This is a genomic window from Lederbergia graminis (assembly GCF_042655485.1).
GTDB lineage: Bacteria > Bacillota > Bacilli > Bacillales > Bacillaceae_C > Lederbergia > Lederbergia graminis.
On the sequence record NZ_JBHSMC010000001.1, the window covers coordinates 636,767 to 653,206 of the forward strand.

The window sequence follows — 16,440 nt, forward strand, 5'->3', positions numbered from 1 at the left end:
TTGAAGTTCGGATGAAGACATATTATAAAGGTTGGTTAATTGAGGGTCAACTTTAAGTATTTTTCTAATCTCGCTACTCGACAAATGTCGAATATGTACAAGATGAAATAGTCTTTCCCTAAATATAGAAATCAAGCTCCTTTCTTTTATTGTATGTAAAAAGGGGCCTCTACTATATTGTAGAGGCATCCCTTTAACTAATTAATGGGTTTTACATTTATCATAAAGATTTTGTTCTTTTAATACTTTAATCAGTGTTTCCCCGATAACAGATGGAGTTTCTGCTACTTGTATTCCGCATTCATTCATAACGCGAATTTTCTCATCTGCAGTTCCTTTACCGCCTGAGATAATAGCTCCAGCATGACCCATACGTTTTCCTGGAGGTGCAGTACGCCCACCAATAAAGCCAACTACTGGTTTTGTCATATTCGCTTTCACCCAACGGGCAGCTTCCTCTTCTGCAGTACCTCCGATTTCACCGATCATGATAACGGCTTCAGTTTCAGGATCCGCATTAAATTCTTTTAGTACATCGATAAAATTCGTCCCATTTACAGGGTCACCACCAATACCTACAGCAGTTGTTTGTCCGATTCCTGCTTGAGTTAATTGATGTACCGCTTCATATGTTAATGTTCCTGATCTGGAAACTACACCAACATGACCTTTTGTATGAATATATCCTGGCATAATACCAATTTTACATTCATCTGCTGTAATAACTCCTGGACAGTTTGGTCCAATAAGACGTGTTTTCTTACCTTCCATATAACGTTTCACTTTCACCATATCTAGTACTGGAATATGTTCTGTAATACATATAACTAGATCTAATTCAGCATCAACAGCTTCTAGAATTGCATCAGCAGCAAATGGTGCAGGCACATATATAACAGAAGCATTTGCACCTGTTTCTTCAACTGCTTGGGCAACTGTATTAAAAACAGGAACACCTTCAACTTCTGTTCCACCTTTTCCAGGTGTTACTCCGCCTACAATTTTCGTTCCATACTCTAACATTTGTTTTGTATGAAACAATGCTGTTGATCCTGTAATTCCTTGTACGATTACTTTTGTATTTTTATCGACAAATACACTCATTTTTTTCCCTGCCTTTCAAAATTCTTACGGAAGACATTTACTCTCTTCTAATCTTCATTTAATAAGCTATTATCCTACTAATTCGACAATTTTCTCTGCGCCATCCGCCATTGATTCCGCAGCAATAATATTTAATCCTGATTCTTGTAGTATCTTCTTACCTAAGTCTACATTTGTACCTTCTAGTCTTACAACAAGTGGTACATCTAGATCAATTTGTTTTGCTGCTTCTACTACACCTGTAGCAATAACGTCACACTTCATAATACCCCCGAAGATATTAACGAAAATTCCTTTCACAGCTTCATCTGAAAGGATAATTTTAAACGCTTCCGTAACTTTTTCTGCAGTAGCACCGCCACCTACATCTAGGAAGTTCGCAGGATCGCCACCATAATGCTTAATTATATCCATTGTTGCCATTGCTAGACCTGCACCATTTACCATACAACCAATATTTCCATCTAAAGAAATATAGCTAAGGTCATATTTAGATGCTTCAATTTCTTTTGGATCTTCTTCATCTAAATCTCTATATTCGACAATATCCTTATGTCTGAATAATGCATTGGAATCGAAGTTTAACTTTGCATCTAGCGCCATTACATTTCCATCACCTGTTACGACTAATGGATTAATCTCAGCAATAGAACAATCATTTTCAACAAAAGCATTATAAAGACTCAACATGAATTTTGCTGCTTTTCCAACTAATTGTGTTGGGATATTAATATTAAAAGCTATTCTTCTAGCTTGGAATCCAGTTAATCCAACTAAAGGATCTATTGTTTCATAAAATATTTTTTCTGGTGTTTTCTCTGCAACTTCTTCAATTTCTGTACCGCCTTCTTCAGAAGCCATTAAAACAACACGGTCAGTTGCTCGATCAACTACAAGGCCGACATAATATTCCTTCTTAATATCACAGCCTTCTTCAATTAATAACCGTTTCACTTCTTTTCCTGCTGGTCCTGTTTGATGAGTTACTAACGTTTTTCCTAGTATTTCATCCGCATATGTACGAACTTCTTCCAGATTTTTCGCTACCTTTACTCCACCAGCTTTTCCTCTTCCTCCGGCATGGATTTGTGCTTTAACTACACAAACTTCAGACCCAAGTTCTTTGGCTGCTTCGACAGCCTCTTCAACAGTGAAAGCAACTTTACCATTAGGTACCGTAACCCCATATTTCCTGAGGATTTCCTTACCTTGATATTCGTGGATATTCATTACCCATCCTCCAATCATACAATTAAAAAATAAATTGCCATCTATATTGTATTAAAACGATTTCAATATGTCCAATATTATAATTTTTAAGATATTACTATTGTTTATTTATTTGATCAATTTTATAAACAAACGCAAAAACTTCTGCAACTGCTTTATATAATTCTTCGGGTATTGTTTCGTTAATATTTATTTGACTTAATAATTCTAACAGGGTTGAATCTTCTTGAATTGGTATGTTGTTTTCATGTGCTTTTTTTATAATATTTTCGGCTACGAATCCTTTACCTTTCCCAATTATACGTGGTGCATGGTTAGTTTCAACATCATAACTAAGTGCAACTGCTTCAAGCCTATTTCTATTAGGTTGCTGTGATTTCATATTCGTATATCAACTCCTGAATATGGTTGATGAACAGACATAAATTTCTTTTCTTTCTTCGAATTATTTATTTGAGATCCTGAAAAATGGACTGTTGCTAATTGATATCCTATAGCCTTTAGTCCTGTTTGTAATGGTTCGATAAATGGTTGTGCTAACGCTTTGATGTGTTCATTTTCATTAAATATATTCACTGTGACGATGCGATTTTGCACTTGCATATCTACTATAGTTTCGTGAACATATTGTAAATCTAAGTAAAATATTATTCTGCAGAAGTCAGCACTAATTGTACCATCTTTTGTCTTTTTCCCCGACCATTGCATCGTTAAATCGGTTTTATGTCCTGCCAAATTTATCGGTACTTCGTACATAAGTTGCTGGAACCCATTAGAATCATTAGATACTATCTGCATCCCATTCATTCTATATAACATTTGTTCTACAATTTCTCTTGTCTTCATCGAAATAGAATCATCTTGTAATAGTTGTACTAACAATGGCTTTAAAGAATGCTGAATCGACTCTTTATTCAATTCATTATGTAATACATTAGCCTCATAAAATGCACCAGTCTGGTTTTGGGCAATTTTCAGCATCTGTGCTAATTCAAGATTACTATTTCCTGACAACACATTATTGGTTCTCATCACTTCTAAATGGGTTAACAATTTATGACTTGAGTCCGTTTTGTTTCTCTCAACAAGAAGAGCATCCTGGAGAGAGGCAAGGAGATTTGTAAGGGATATATCCTTATTCACTGACAGTAAAGAGAGAAATATTTTTTCATTAAATGCCATATTATGCGTGTGCATCATGCGTACTACTTGCAAGCTTTTTTCCATATCCTTAGATAAAGTCAATAAATGACTAATTTGAGCTATGTCATTTTTAGATAGAGGGATATTATGTTCCTGTAAAAAACGCAAAAGTGCTTTGTTAGTCTTCGTATTCGGAATATTCATGTATTGTAGCAATCCGTTATTATTTTCAAGATTTGTTGGTAACATTCTCAATTTAACTTCACTATCATTAGAGATGACCTGAAACCAATACCCCTTCCCATTAACTAGTGGCACTTCCAGTTTTGCAATCATTTTTTGTTCCCCTAGTTTTATTTCTGCAAACGAACCTGGAAATAGTTTCGATACTTTTCCATGAAAAATTTGATTCACACTAAACTGCAAAGGAGTTTTATTTTTTAAAATTGATTTTTCCAACAGTGATTGGAAGGAAGCTTGCAACCTCATATACAATTCCCCCTTACAATTAAATTTCTTTTTTTATAGGAGCAAATGTTTTTCGGTGAATTTCACATGGTCCGTATTCATTAATCGCATCTAAGTGAATTTGAGTTCCGTAGCCCATGTTTTTATCGAAATGATATTCTGGATATAGTTGATGAAACTTCTTCATCATCCTATCTCTTGTAACTTTGGCAATTATGGATGCAGCAGCAATGGAAACACTGTTTGCATCACCTTTAACAATAGATTCTTCTGGATAAATACTGTTTAATTTAACCGCATCAATAAGCAGAAAATCTGGTTCGACATTTAGGTTAAGAATTGCTAATTGCATTGATTTTTTTGTTGCTTCGTAAATGTTAATTTGATCAATATCATTAGCATCTACAACACCAATACCAATAGAGATGGCTTGTGTTTTAATATGCTCGTATAGTTCTTCTCGTTTATTTTCATTCAATTTCTTTGAATCATTAAGTCCACGAATATAGCAATTTGCTGGTAAAATAACCGCAGCTGAAACAACGGGACCAGCTAATGGACCACGCCCTACCTCATCAATCCCCGCAATCATGTTATATCCTTGTACTCTAGCTTTGTTTTCATATTTCATCATGGATTGATAATGGTCCCAATCAGCTAGCTCCTGCTCTCTATTTTTTTGCCATTTAGCTAGTAATTGTTGGACCCCTTTTCGAGTATCATTTTTAAATTGAGCTAGGAAGGGATCATCTTGGTTTTCTATTGTTTGTAATATGGTCTTTACTTCTTGAATAGATAGTCTTTTCATTACAACTTATCCTCTCTACTACTTAATATCGGTTGAATCCAATAAAAAATTTAGACCCCAACTAGTGGGGTCTAAATTATACAGGAGCTACTTCTGGTAAATCCAGTGTAATATTACCTAGCTTTTGCATTCGTATATCCCGTACGATTACTTCAGCAGTCTTATCGTAATCTACTTCTCCTCCTGATGTTAAACAACCCCTAAACGTCCCTATTTGATCAAAGAGGGCTGCTATTTCATCTGGTATTTCTGTTAACTGATATCGATCTATTAAGCGTTCTTCATAGTTAGCTTTTAAATAATTCAAACCAAACACAGCAATATCTTGCATATCTAATAATGTATCCTTTATTGCTCCTGTAAGTGCTAATTTATAGCCAATCTCTGGATCTTCGAATTTTGGCCAAAGTATTCCAGGTGTATCTAGTAACTCTAGTTCCTTACCAACTTTTATCCATTGTTGAGATCTTGTTACACCAGGTGTGTTACCTGTCTTAGCAATATTTCGTTTTGCTAGACGATTTATCAAAGTGGATTTACCAACATTCGGAATCCCAATAATCATTGCTCTAATGGCACGAGGTCTTAATCCCTTTGCCTTATGTCGTTCTAGTTTATCATGAAGTATAATCTTCGAAGTCGAAACAATATCTTTAATTCCACTACCAGCCTGTGAGTTAATAGCTAATGCTCTAACTCCTTGCTCTTCGTAATGTTTGATCCAACGGTTAGTTAATTTCTGGTCTGCAATATCAGCTTTATTTAATAAAACTAATTTTGGTTTTTGCTGAATGATATCTTGTAACATTGGATTGGAGGATGAAATAGGTATTCGAGCATCAACTAGTTCAAAGATTATATCTACTAGTTTCAGCTTTTCCGTAACCTCGCGGCGCGCCTTTGCCATATGCCCTGGAAACCATTGTATTGTCATGAAAATATACCTCCATTACTACTTAACATATCTAATATCTTTAATAGGCCAATAGACAACACTGGTGTCACCAATTACTTTGTCCATAGGAATAGTACCTATATGCCTACTGTCCTTACTAGAACGGCGGTTATCCCCCATTACAAACAATTCACCTTCAGGAACAGTTTTATGGTCACTTGGTAAATCCTCTAATTTAAAATCTTGTGTGAGAGGGCCGTCTTTTACTTGTGCTTTATATTTATCTAAGTAAGGTTCTTCATATGCAACCCCATTTATGTATAACACATCATTTTTATATTCCACTGTATCACCAGGGAGGCCGATTACTCGTTTAATATAGTCTTTCTGTTCTGGCGCGTGAAATACAATAATATCGAATCGCTCAGGTTTTCCCAGTTTATTAACTATCATACGATCTCCATTATGTAAAGTTGGCATCATAGAATGCCCATCCACAACGATTGGCGCAAATAGGAAGTAGCGAATCACTGCAGCTAAACCAATTGCAATTAAAAGTGCCTTCGTCCATTCCCATAATTCATTTTTCCCTTTTACCATTCATTTCACCATCCATCCATTAAATGCAGCCTATATTTTTTTATGTATACCCTATTGTACAGTAAGTTTAACCGTAATAAAAGTTTAACCAAAAATAAAAGGAGCTTGTACCCAAGCCCCTTTTACTTCTTTTGCTTTTATATTCCGTAAAAATATAATTTTAGCGGATTTCTTTAATACGAGCTGCTTTACCACGTAATTCACGTAGATAGTAAAGTTTCGCACGGCGAACTTTACCGCGACGCACTACTTCTAGTTTCGCAATTCTTGGTGTGTGTACAGGGAATGTACGCTCAACTCCTACTCCGTAAGAAATCTTACGAACAGTGAAAGTTTCACTAATTCCACCACCACGACGTTTGATTACAACACCTTCGAACAACTGGATTCTCTCACGAGTACCTTCTACTACTTTAACATGTACACGTACTGTATCACCAGGACGAAAAGCTGGTAAATCATTGCGAAGCTGGTCTTTTGTAATTTCTTCAATAATTTTGTGCATCGTATTCATCTCCTTCCAACCGACGTTCATGCAAACAATATCCCTTGCAGCGGAACACCGTTGTTCCAGACCTAAGACTTTATTTAGTCCTTAGTCACAAAGAATATATTAACATACACGCTTTTTGATTGCAATTATACTTTTAGAAAAAATGATTACTATTTTTTGTTTTTTGATCGCAAATATTTATCATATAAATCTGGTCTTCTTGTTTTTGTTCGATTTAAAGATTCGCTTTCTCGCCACTCATGAATTTTTTGATGGTTACCAGATAATAAAACATCAGGTACTTTCAACCCTCTGAAATCTGCTGGTCTAGTATAATGAGGATGTTCTAACAGGCCAGTTGAATACGAATCTTGAATTGGTGAGTCATCATTACCTAGTACACCTGGAATTAATCGTACAATGGAATCAATCATTACCATTGCACCTAATTCTCCACCTGTTAATATATAATCTCCAATGGAAATTTCATCTGTAACTACATGCTCTCGTATCCGTTCATCATAGCCTTCATAATGTCCACAAATAAAAATTAAGTGACTTTCCTTTGCGAATTCTTCTGCTTTTTGTTGAGTGTATTGTTCTCCTTGGGGGCATAGTAGGATTACCCTTGGTTTTGTTTGGGATTGTTCCTTCAGATGATCTACTGCATCAAAAATAGGTTGTGGTTTTAATACCATTCCTGCTCCACCACCATATGGGTAGTCATCAACTGATTGGTGCTTGTTATTAGAGAAATCTCGGAAGTTTATAATTTGGTATGAAACCGCTTCTTTTTCAGCTGCTTTCTTTAAAATCGATGATCCTAATACACCTGTAAACATTTCTGGGAAAAGGGATAAAACATCAATTTTCATCATGGAATTAATCCTTCCATCGGTTCAATTGTAATTTTTTTGTCTGCAACTGAAACACTCAAAACAACCTCATCTATATATGGTATAAGTATTTCTTTACCATCATCCGGCTTCACAACCCATACATCGTTAGCACCAGGGGATAATATTTCTATTACTTTTCCTATATGTTCACCATCGACTGTTTCAACGTCACATCCGATAATTTCATGAAAATAGTATTCACCTTCAGGTAACTCTTGTAACTGCTCCTTTGTCACCTTTAAAATACCATTTTTCCACTTTTCTACGTCATTAATATTATTTAAACCTTCAAAACTTAGTAAATCAAAATTTTTATGCCTTCTATGGGTTTTGACGACTACATCAATTGGCTGCTTTTGACCTGGGATAAAAAGATGAAGGTGGTTTCCAGGTGTATATCTTTCTTCCGGAAAATCAGTCCTCGAAATTACTCTTACTTCTCCTTGAATTCCATGGGTATTTACGATTTTCCCAACGTTAAACCAACTCTCCAAACTCTCACTCACCTTTCACGAATTTCTGTAACAATACCATCTTTTACTACAATAGTTTTTCCATTATTAATTTCATCCCAATTATCTCCTACTTGTACGTCGATAATCGCTTGAACCTCTTGGTCATGGAGTTCACTACCTAATGGTAATATTTCTAATTGTTCCATTTGAAATTCAATTAATTTTACTTTCTCTTTGCGGATATCGATTTCCTTGTCAAATTGGGACTTTAAACTACCAGATACCATTTTACGAGTTCTTTCCATCTTTCGCATTTCAAATAATAATTGATCACATTCTTTTTTCAGTTGCTGTTTATTATGTTTAAATTTTTCTAGTAAATTATTCTTACTCGTTTCCGTTAATATTTGTTTTACAGAAACAGTTTGGAGAATTCTCATCATATCATCCTCCGCTCATTATAATATGTATACCTTAAATTTATACAGAAAAAGGGAGGTGTTTAAGCCTCCCTATTCGTCGATTTCTAAATAAACCTTCTTATGTTGTTTTAATCCTGCTGCTGCGTAGATAACGGTTCTAATTGCTTTCGCAACTCTACCATGTCGTCCAATTACTTTCCCAATATCCTGTTCATTGACATTCAAATGGTAAGTAATACGATGCTCTTCCTCATTTACACTCACCCGAACATCGTCGGGATAATCAACAATCGGCTTTACAATCGACAAGATTAGATTTTGCATATCTATCACAATTATTTGCTATGTTTAGCGTTATGGAATTTTTCCAAAATGCCTTGAGTGGAGAAAAGGTTACGAACTGTATCAGAAGGTTTTGCACCATCTTGTAACCATTTTAATGCCAACTCTTCTTTAATTGCGATTTGAGCTGGTTGTGCAACCGGATTATAAGTTCCGATTTCTTCGATAATACGTCCATCACGTGGTGAACGAGAATCAGCTACAACAATACGATAGAAAGGAGATTTTTTTGCTCCCATACGTTTTAAACGAATTTTTACTGCCATTTTTACTAGCACCTCCGAATAGTTTCACACAAGATATTATAATATCAAAAGTATTTTTTGCTGTAAAGTATTTTTTCTTAACAGAACGAAAAAAATATTACATAAATGGAAATTTAAAGCCTTTTTTCTTGCCTTTTCCTTGCATTCCTGTCATTTGCTTCATCATTTTTTTCATCTCTTCGAATTGCTTCAGAAGTCTATTTACTTCTTGAACGGTTGTTCCACTCCCTTTTGCAATTCTACGACGTCTACTAGCATTAATTATTTCTGGTTCGAGCTTTTCTTTTGTAGTCATAGAGCGAATAATTGCTTCTACATGACCAATTTGCTTCTCATCGACTTGCAAATTGTTCATGCCTTTTATTTTATTTGCTCCAGGCATCATTTTTAATAATTCATCGAGTGGCCCCATATTTTTCACTTGACTTAACTGTTCTAAGAAATCATCTAAGGTGAAAGAAGCTGTGCGGAATTTCTTTTCTAACTCTTTTGCTTTATCCTCATCAACAGATGCTTGAGCCTTCTCAATAAGTGTCAGCATATCACCCATACCGAGAATTCGAGAAGCCATACGTTCAGGATGGAAAGGTTCTAATGCATCCATCTTTTCCCCAGTACCAATAAATTTAATAGGCTTATTGGTAACGGCACGTATTGATAGTGCTGCACCTCCACGTGTATCGCCATCCAGCTTAGTTAATACTACACCGGATATCTCTAATTGCTCATTAAAGCTCTGTGCAACATTTACTGCATCTTGACCAGTCATCGCATCAACAACTAAGAAAATTTCGTCAGGTTTAGCAACCTCTTTAATTTCCTTTAATTCATCCATTAACTGATCATCAATATGAAGTCTACCTGCAGTATCGATAAGTACATAATCATGATGTTCTTCTTTTGCTTTTTCAATTGCTTGCCTAGCAATTTCTACAGGACTTACCTGATCCCCAAGTGAAAACACAGGTAGGCTCAGTTGTTTACCTAGCGTTTCCAGTTGCTTGATTGCAGCTGGTCGATAAATATCAGCTGCTACTAAAAGTGGATTCCTATTATACTTTTTGCGCAGCAGATTTGCTAGTTTTCCTGTAAAAGTAGTTTTACCTGCCCCTTGTAAGCCGGACATCATAATTACAGTAGGCGGTTTTTTAGCAACAGCTATTTGACTTTGTTCCCCACCCATTAACTCTGTTAATTCTTCTTTTACTACTTTTATAACTTGTTGGCCAGGAGTGAGACTTTTCATCACTTCTTGTCCAACTGCTCTTTCACTTACTTTTTTAATAAATTGTTTGACAACCTTAAAGTTAACATCTGCTTCGAGTAAAGCTAGTCTAACTTCACGCATCATTTCCTTAACATCGGATTCTGTAACCTTACCTTTGCCTCGGATTTTCTGCATAGTTGCCTGCAGCCGGTCGGCCAAACCTTCAAATGCCATATTGCCGCCCCCTAATCCAATTCCTTGAGCAAATTCAAATATTGATCAATTTTCTCTTTATTGATATCTTCTTCACTTAAACAAAGATCCAATTGTCTCATGATTTTACCACGCTCTTGAAATTTGTGAAATAATCTTAATTTCTCTTCGTAGTCTTCAAGCATTGATTCAGTACGTTTAATATTGTCATACACTGCTTGCCGACTAATATTAAATTCTTCCGCAATTTCTCCGAGTGAATAGTCATCAAGATAGTATAGGGTCATATAACTGCGTTGCTTTGGAGTTAACAACGCCTGATAGAAATCGAATAGAAAATTAATCCGCGTTGTTTTCTCTAGCATCGTCATGTAGATCCCACCTTGTTAAGTTAAAAACCTTTACACTAAAATTTTACATACTAGCTATTCATTTGTCAAGAAGAAGGAAGCGTTGTACTCACGCTTCCTTCTCAATTAAGTCTGAAAATAATCCATATACATACTTCTCAGCATCAAATTCTTGCAAGTCATCTACTTTCTCACCCAGACCTACGAATTTCACTGGTATTTTTAATTCATTGCGAATAGCAAGAACAATACCACCTTTAGCAGTTCCATCGAGTTTAGACAATACAATTCCTGTAACATTTGTTGATTCTTTAAAGGTCTTTGCTTGAATTAATGCGTTTTGCCCAGTAGTAGCATCTAAAACGATTAATACTTCATGTGGAGCACCTGGTACCTCACGTTCAATTACTCGTTTTACTTTCTCTAGTTCTTTCATTAGATTGACTTTATTTTGCAAACGACCTGCAGTATCACATAACAGTATATCTGCATTTCTAGATTTTGCTGCTTGCAATGCATCAAACATAACAGCAGCAGGATCAGATCCCTCTACTTGTTTAATAACATCAACACCAACACGTTCACCCCATACTTCTAGTTGCTCAATAGCACCGGCACGGAACGTGTCTCCTGCTGCTAATAATACTTTTTTTCCTTCTTGTTTAAATTTATGTGCGAGCTTCCCAATAGTAGTTGTTTTTCCTACACCATTAACTCCAACAAATAAGATGACTGTCAATCCATCTTCCACTAGATTCAGCTTATTAGTTGAATCATCTCCTGATTGATAAATGTCTACTAGTTTTTCGGAAATAACTGCTTGTACATCATTAGGGTCTTTAATATTACGTCTCTTTACTTCATTTTTTAATTCTTCTACTAATTCCAATACAGTTTCAAAACCAACATCTGCTTGTATAAGTATTTCTTCTAACTCTTCAAAGAAATCTTCATCTACTTTACGATAACGAGCTACTAAATCATTCACTTTACCAGTGAAACTATTTCTCGTCTTTTCCAAACCATTACGAAATTTATCCGTTACATTATCGGTTTGGGTCGTAAACTTCTCTTTTAATTTCTTAAAAAAACTCATGATTACTCCCCCATTTCGTTATATCTTCGCCACTTCTGCCGTATCTTCTAATTTAACAGACACCACTTTTGAGACTCCTGATTCTTGCATCGTAACTCCATACAACACATCCGCACCTTGCATTGTTCCTTGACGATGTGTAATGACGATAAATTGTGTTTCTTTACTAAATTCTTGTAAATAATAACTAAATCTATGAACATTTGCCTCGTCTAGTGCAGCTTCTACTTCATCAAGTACACAAAAAGGAACAGGTCGGATTTTCAAAATAGAAAACAACAATGCTATCGCTGTTAACGACCGCTCTCCACCTGATAATAAACTTAAATTTTGCAATTTCTTTCCTGGTGGTTGGGCTACAATATCAACACCTGTATTTAGCATATCGGAAGGATTCGTAAGTTTCAATTCCGCTCTTCCTCCGCCAAATAAGGCACGAAAAACATTTTCAAATTGATTTTGTATTTCAAAGAAAGTAGTACTAAACCTTCTCTCCATTTCTTCATCCATTTCATCCATTACTCGGAATAAGTCTGCTTTCGCCTCTGATAAATCTGTCTGTTGCTCTAATAAGAAATGATATCGTTCGTATACTCTGTCATACTCTTCGATCGCTCCTAGGTTAACAGATCCTAACTCCTCAATCTCTATTTTAATTAGTTTTACCTTTGTACGCGTTTCTTCCACAGAAAGAGTAAGAGGATATTGTTCTTTTGCTCCTTCATAAGATAGGGAATATTCCTCCCTTAGTTTATGAAGTTTATTATCTAGCTCTACATCTAAGCGATTTGTCTTAATTTCCGTATCTTTTAACATTACACTAGTGCCTTGATGCAGTCTCTTCCACTCTTTTAATACTGCTTCTAGTTGTTCTACCTTAATTTGCAATTCCATTCTTTGTTGACGATTAGAATTAAGTAAGTCATCAATATTATCTCTCTCATTTTTCTGTTCTTTAATTTCTAATTCTAATTGTTCTTCAGTAGAATGATGGCCAGTCATCTCATTTTCCAACCAATTAAGATCATCTAGTAATGATTGAGTAGTAGTGTTTGTATCGTTTATTTCAATCTCAAGAGATTCCGCGTAACTGATAGTTGCGGATAGTTTTTCTTTTGCAACAGCCAAATCAGACGATAACTCAGATATTTCTTTTGTTAATGAATCTTTAGACTGTCTTTCCGAATTTCTCTGTTTTGTTAAACGTTCGATTTTTTCATTTAATTGCTTAATTTTTTGCTCACTATTTGCTGTTATATTGGATAAACTTTTCAGTCTCTCACTAATTTTATCTTTCTCATTTTTAAGTTCAGATGTTTCCAGATCATATATAGCAAGACGTTCGTCAATATTTTTCTTACTCATTTCGATTTTTGCAATTTCTGCTTCTAAATCGTTTTGCCTTCCCCTTAACTCTTCACCATTTATTCTAACTTGATGGAGTCGTTCTTCTTCTTTCACTAAATTAGTTCTAACACCTTCCCAAACCTGCTCAAGCTGCTTTGTTTTTGTTTCCATTTCAATTATCTTTGTCTTTAAATCTTCCAATTCACTTTTACGAGTTAATAGTGATGCGGTATTTTGCTTTGATGCACCACCTGTCATGGAGCCACCTGGGTTCACAACATCTCCATCGAGTGTAACAATTCGATAACGGTACTGTAATAACTTGGCTATTTCATTTGCACCTGATAAATCCTTCGCAATAACAATATTACCAAGTAAGTAATGTATAGCAGGGGAATGGTGGTCTTTAAAGTCAATTAGTTCAACAGCAATACCTGCAAATGCATGGTGGGAATTTAAAATAGCACGTTGTTGAGCAGGTATTTTTTTTTCTTTCATTACGCTCAAAGGTAAAAAAGTTGCTCGTCCCAATTGTCTTCTCTTTAAGAATGAAATAGCTCGACGACCATGCTCTTCCGTTTGAACGACGATATTTTGCATCGCACTTCCTAAAGCTGTTTCAATTGCAACTGCATATTGTTTTGGCACTTGAATTAACTCAGCAACCGCACCTTCAATTCCTTCTAGAGTATGATTTTTAGCTTTAAGTACTTCTTTAACACCATGATAAAACCCAGTATAGTCATCATTCATTTCTTCTAACGTTTCTTTTCTTGCCTGAGCTTTTTGAATATACTGGTTTGCTTGGTTTATCATTGCTAGCTGTGATTCATACTGTTCTTTTAAGGATGCTATATTTTTTTGAATTTCATCATACAATGCGAGTTGTTCTGAGATTGCACTTTCTACCTCTTTTAATTCGGTTGTGGCTTCGTGGAGCTTTTGAGTAATTTCACTTCGTTGTTCGATATATTTCTCATTTTCTCCATCCAAGCGATTACTTTTCATTATTTGTTGATTTAATTGTTGATTCAAATAATTGATTTCGTTTTTAGCGGATGCTTGCTCATTTAATACTTCAATATAATCACTTTTTAGAGATTCAATCGTATCTTCAATTGAATCATCTAGCATGCTTAATTTATTTCGTTTTTCAGTAAGTAAGCCCTTTAATTGCTTAACTGTTTGTTCTTTTTCAACCACTTCTTTTTTTACCTTTGCTTGCTTGTCTTGAAGTGATTGCAGTTTTGTTTTCAATTCAGCTATATTATTTTTTAGCTGGTCTGTATTTTGTGTAGCATTTCGTTTTCTTTCTTTTAAAACTTCTCGTCTACCCTCTAATTTTTCAAGTGTTTTAGTAGTCGTTAATAGCTGTGATTGCAATTCAGCAATCTTATCATCAAGAGCTGTTAGTTGTGAACGGTTTTTTTCCTGATTTTTTTCATCATGTTCGATTTTCAATGCTAACTCTGCTTCTTTTTGAATTAAGTTATCCAACTCTTGTTTTGTTCTTTCCCATTTACCATGCAAATCGCCAATTTCGTAAACTGTTAACGCAACTTCATGGTGTTCAAGGTCTTTTTTCTTTTCTAAATAATCTTTTGCGATAGACGCTTGGATTTGTAACGGCTCAATTTGCACTTCCAATTCATGAAGTATATCGTTGACGCGATTTAAATTTTCTGTCGTTTCTTGAAGCTTCGTTTCTGCTTTTTTCTTCATTGTTTTATACTTCAGGATTCCGGCTGCTTCTTCAAATATTGTTCGTCTTTCTTCAGGCTTACTATTGAGCACTTCCTCCACTTTTCCTTGACTAATAATGGAGAATGCCTCTTTACCTAAACCAGAATCCATAAACAAATCAATAATATCTTTTAGGCGACATTGTTGACCATTTAGCAAGTATTCACTTTCACCAGTTCGGAATACTCTACGTGCTACGCATACTTCATTAAATTCAATTGGTAATGCATTATCTTCGTTATTCAACGTAAGGGAAACTTCAGCAAAATTTAATTTCCGCCTAGAATCACTCCCGGCAAAAATAATGTCTTCCATTTTCCCACCACGTAAGGACTTAGCTGACTGTTCCCCTAAAACCCATCTTATTGCATCTGTTATATTACTTTTCCCACTCCCGTTTGGCCCAACAACAGCTGTGACACCAGGAACAAATTCTATTGAAACCTTTTCTGCAAATGATTTGAAGCCAATGATCTCTAGTTGTTTGAGGAACAATACCATTCACTCCTTTTCTAAAAGCGTATGACAGCCTGTAATTATAAAATTTAAGATAAGACGACCTATTATAATGCCTTAATTTTCTTCTTTTAATTTTGCTAATGCTACTTGAGCTGCGTGTTGTTCTGCTTCTTTTTTCGATTTCCCTCTGCCTACTCCTAGTACTTCACTATTAAGTGATACTTGAGAAACAAAAATTCTATTATGAGCAGGACCTTCTTCTTCCAAGATCTCGTATTCGATAGCTCCAATACCATCTCTTTGCACATATTCTTGTAGTTGACTTTTAAAATCCATCACATGAGAAAAAGCACCAGAATCTACTTTTGGGTACACTACCATTTGAAGAAATGAAATAACTACATCTAAGCCTTGATCGAGATATAACGCACCTATAAATGCCTCAAAGGCATCTGCTAGTAATGCAGGACGATTACGCCCGCCGGTTATTTCTTCTCCTTTTCCAAGTAAAACAATCGCCCCAAAGTTGAGTTCGGTAGCGAACATTACGAGAGATGGCTCACATACAATTGCAGCACGGAGTTTCGTTAATTCACCCTCACTCATCATTGGAAACTTTTTAAATAAATACTGGGATACAGTTAATTCAAGAACTGCATCACCTAAAAACTCAAGGCGTTCATTGTCTTCATATGGCTTTTTTCGATGCTCATTCACATATGATGAATGTGTAAAAGCTTGCATTAATAAGGATTCATTTTTAAATTGAATGCCGATTTTTTCTTGGAACTCAAAAAAATTTTGCATAATATTATTCTTAATAGTATTTCGTTCACGATTCGATTTTCGCATTTTCAATCCACCTTGGAGATAATTTATTATCAATGAGAAATGTCCCGT

At 35.3% G+C, this 16,440-nt stretch carries 18 protein-coding genes; all 18 read right to left on the minus strand.

Translation table 11 applies throughout. The annotated features are described in order from the left end of the window. Window positions 1-201 precede the first annotated feature (201 nt). A complete protein-coding gene (gene sucD / locus ACFPM4_RS03305) occupies window positions 202-1,104 on the minus strand; it encodes a succinate--CoA ligase subunit alpha (RefSeq protein ID WP_382347672.1) in 903 nt (300 codons plus the stop codon). A gap of 69 nt (window positions 1,105-1,173) precedes the next feature. Next, window positions 1,174-2,334 (minus strand): ADP-forming succinate--CoA ligase subunit beta, encoded by a 1,161-nt coding sequence (sucC, locus tag ACFPM4_RS03310; protein ID WP_382347675.1) that lies wholly within the window; start codon window positions 2,332-2,334, stop codon window positions 1,174-1,176. 97 nt (window positions 2,335-2,431) lie between these two features. Beyond that, window positions 2,432-2,716: an EscU/YscU/HrcU family type III secretion system export apparatus switch protein gene (locus ACFPM4_RS03315; protein ID WP_144920159.1), complete on the minus strand. Its 285-nt coding sequence runs from the start codon at window positions 2,714-2,716 to the stop codon at window positions 2,432-2,434. After that, window positions 2,713-3,966, minus strand: coding sequence for a hypothetical protein (locus ACFPM4_RS03320; protein ID WP_382347678.1), 1,254 nt, complete (start codon window positions 3,964-3,966; stop codon window positions 2,713-2,715). The genes ACFPM4_RS03315 and ACFPM4_RS03320 overlap by 4 nt, the downstream gene beginning before the upstream one ends. Before the next feature lie 19 nt (window positions 3,967-3,985). Next, window positions 3,986-4,753 carry a ribonuclease HII gene (locus ACFPM4_RS03325; protein WP_382347681.1) on the minus strand — a complete coding sequence of 256 codons (768 nt, stop codon included), beginning with the start codon at window positions 4,751-4,753 and terminating at the stop codon, window positions 3,986-3,988. Between the two features lie 76 nt (window positions 4,754-4,829). Continuing rightward, the gene (ylqF, locus tag ACFPM4_RS03330; RefSeq protein WP_382347684.1) at window positions 4,830-5,687 is read right to left on the minus strand and encodes a ribosome biogenesis GTPase YlqF; all 858 of its coding nucleotides are present in this window, start codon (window positions 5,685-5,687) and stop codon (window positions 4,830-4,832) included. An 18-nt stretch (window positions 5,688-5,705) separates the two neighbouring features. Continuing rightward, window positions 5,706-6,248 carry a signal peptidase I gene (lepB, locus tag ACFPM4_RS03335; protein ID WP_382347687.1) on the minus strand — a complete coding sequence of 181 codons (543 nt, stop codon included), beginning with the start codon at window positions 6,246-6,248 and terminating at the stop codon, window positions 5,706-5,708. 160 nt (window positions 6,249-6,408) lie between these two features. Then, window positions 6,409-6,753: a 50S ribosomal protein L19 gene (rplS, locus tag ACFPM4_RS03340; RefSeq protein WP_144920168.1), complete on the minus strand. Its 345-nt coding sequence runs from the start codon at window positions 6,751-6,753 to the stop codon at window positions 6,409-6,411. Between the two features lie 158 nt (window positions 6,754-6,911). Then, window positions 6,912-7,616, minus strand: a complete 705-nt coding sequence (trmD, locus tag ACFPM4_RS03345) for a tRNA (guanosine(37)-N1)-methyltransferase TrmD (protein WP_382348164.1) — start codon at window positions 7,614-7,616, stop codon at window positions 6,912-6,914. Further along, entirely contained in the window at window positions 7,616-8,134 is a 519-nt protein-coding gene (gene rimM / locus ACFPM4_RS03350) for a ribosome maturation factor RimM (protein ID WP_382347691.1), read from the minus strand. The genes trmD and rimM overlap by 1 nt, the downstream gene beginning before the upstream one ends. Before the next feature lie 8 nt (window positions 8,135-8,142). Then, the gene (locus ACFPM4_RS03355; RefSeq protein ID WP_382347694.1) at window positions 8,143-8,535 is read right to left on the minus strand and encodes a YlqD family protein; all 393 of its coding nucleotides are present in this window, start codon (window positions 8,533-8,535) and stop codon (window positions 8,143-8,145) included. A 72-nt stretch (window positions 8,536-8,607) separates the two neighbouring features. Next, window positions 8,608-8,841, minus strand: a complete 234-nt coding sequence (locus ACFPM4_RS03360) for a KH domain-containing protein (protein ID WP_144920174.1) — start codon at window positions 8,839-8,841, stop codon at window positions 8,608-8,610. An 11-nt stretch (window positions 8,842-8,852) separates the two neighbouring features. Then, a complete protein-coding gene (rpsP, locus tag ACFPM4_RS03365) occupies window positions 8,853-9,125 on the minus strand; it encodes a 30S ribosomal protein S16 (protein ID WP_144920175.1) in 273 nt (90 codons plus the stop codon). Window positions 9,126-9,222: 97 nt separating this feature from the next. Continuing rightward, window positions 9,223-10,566 (minus strand): signal recognition particle protein, encoded by a 1,344-nt coding sequence (ffh, locus tag ACFPM4_RS03370; protein ID WP_144920177.1) that lies wholly within the window; start codon window positions 10,564-10,566, stop codon window positions 9,223-9,225. Between the two features lie 11 nt (window positions 10,567-10,577). Further along, window positions 10,578-10,916 (minus strand): putative DNA-binding protein, encoded by a 339-nt coding sequence (locus ACFPM4_RS03375; protein WP_382347699.1) that lies wholly within the window; start codon window positions 10,914-10,916, stop codon window positions 10,578-10,580. Between the two features lie 88 nt (window positions 10,917-11,004). Then, entirely contained in the window at window positions 11,005-11,991 is a 987-nt protein-coding gene (gene ftsY / locus ACFPM4_RS03380) for a signal recognition particle-docking protein FtsY (protein WP_382347702.1), read from the minus strand. A gap of 18 nt (window positions 11,992-12,009) precedes the next feature. Then, window positions 12,010-15,576 carry a chromosome segregation protein SMC gene (gene smc / locus ACFPM4_RS03385; RefSeq protein ID WP_382347705.1) on the minus strand — a complete coding sequence of 1,189 codons (3,567 nt, stop codon included), beginning with the start codon at window positions 15,574-15,576 and terminating at the stop codon, window positions 12,010-12,012. 78 nt (window positions 15,577-15,654) lie between these two features. Next, window positions 15,655-16,392 carry a ribonuclease III gene (gene rnc, locus ACFPM4_RS03390; protein ID WP_382347708.1) on the minus strand — a complete coding sequence of 246 codons (738 nt, stop codon included), beginning with the start codon at window positions 16,390-16,392 and terminating at the stop codon, window positions 15,655-15,657. Window positions 16,393-16,440: the final 48 nt, after the last annotated feature.

What these genes read in the sequence shown, in the direction of transcription:
- ACFPM4_RS03320 (WP_382347678.1), bottom strand. Translation starts at nt 3,966, where the DNA reads ATGAGGTTGCAAGCTTCCTTCCAATCACTGTTGGAAAAATCAATTTTA.
- rnc (WP_382347708.1), bottom strand. Translation starts at nt 16,392, where the DNA reads ATGCGAAAATCGAATCGTGAACGAAATACTATTAAGAATAATATTATG.
- ylqF (WP_382347684.1), bottom strand. Translation starts at nt 5,687, where the DNA reads ATGACAATACAATGGTTTCCAGGGCATATGGCAAAGGCGCGCCGCGAG.
- ACFPM4_RS03315 (WP_144920159.1), bottom strand. Translation starts at nt 2,716, where the DNA reads ATGAAATCACAGCAACCTAATAGAAATAGGCTTGAAGCAGTTGCACTT.
- ACFPM4_RS03355 (WP_382347694.1), bottom strand. Translation starts at nt 8,535, where the DNA reads ATGAGAATTCTCCAAACTGTTTCTGTAAAACAAATATTAACGGAAACG.
- trmD (WP_382348164.1), bottom strand. Translation starts at nt 7,616, where the DNA reads ATGAAAATTGATGTTTTATCCCTTTTCCCAGAAATGTTTACAGGTGTA.
- lepB (WP_382347687.1), bottom strand. Translation starts at nt 6,248, where the DNA reads ATGGTAAAAGGGAAAAATGAATTATGGGAATGGACGAAGGCACTTTTA.
- sucC (WP_382347675.1), bottom strand. Translation starts at nt 2,334, where the DNA reads ATGAATATCCACGAATATCAAGGTAAGGAAATCCTCAGGAAATATGGG.
- ACFPM4_RS03360 (WP_144920174.1), bottom strand. Translation starts at nt 8,841, where the DNA reads ATGCAAAATCTAATCTTGTCGATTGTAAAGCCGATTGTTGATTATCCC.
- sucD (WP_382347672.1), bottom strand. Translation starts at nt 1,104, where the DNA reads ATGAGTGTATTTGTCGATAAAAATACAAAAGTAATCGTACAAGGAATT.
- ffh (WP_144920177.1), bottom strand. Translation starts at nt 10,566, where the DNA reads ATGGCATTTGAAGGTTTGGCCGACCGGCTGCAGGCAACTATGCAGAAA.
- rplS (WP_144920168.1), bottom strand. Translation starts at nt 6,753, where the DNA reads ATGCACAAAATTATTGAAGAAATTACAAAAGACCAGCTTCGCAATGAT.
- ACFPM4_RS03325 (WP_382347681.1), bottom strand. Translation starts at nt 4,753, where the DNA reads ATGAAAAGACTATCTATTCAAGAAGTAAAGACCATATTACAAACAATA.
- ACFPM4_RS03375 (WP_382347699.1), bottom strand. Translation starts at nt 10,916, where the DNA reads ATGACGATGCTAGAGAAAACAACGCGGATTAATTTTCTATTCGATTTC.
- ftsY (WP_382347702.1), bottom strand. Translation starts at nt 11,991, where the DNA reads ATGAGTTTTTTTAAGAAATTAAAAGAGAAGTTTACGACCCAAACCGAT.
- rpsP (WP_144920175.1), bottom strand. Translation starts at nt 9,125, where the DNA reads ATGGCAGTAAAAATTCGTTTAAAACGTATGGGAGCAAAAAAATCTCCT.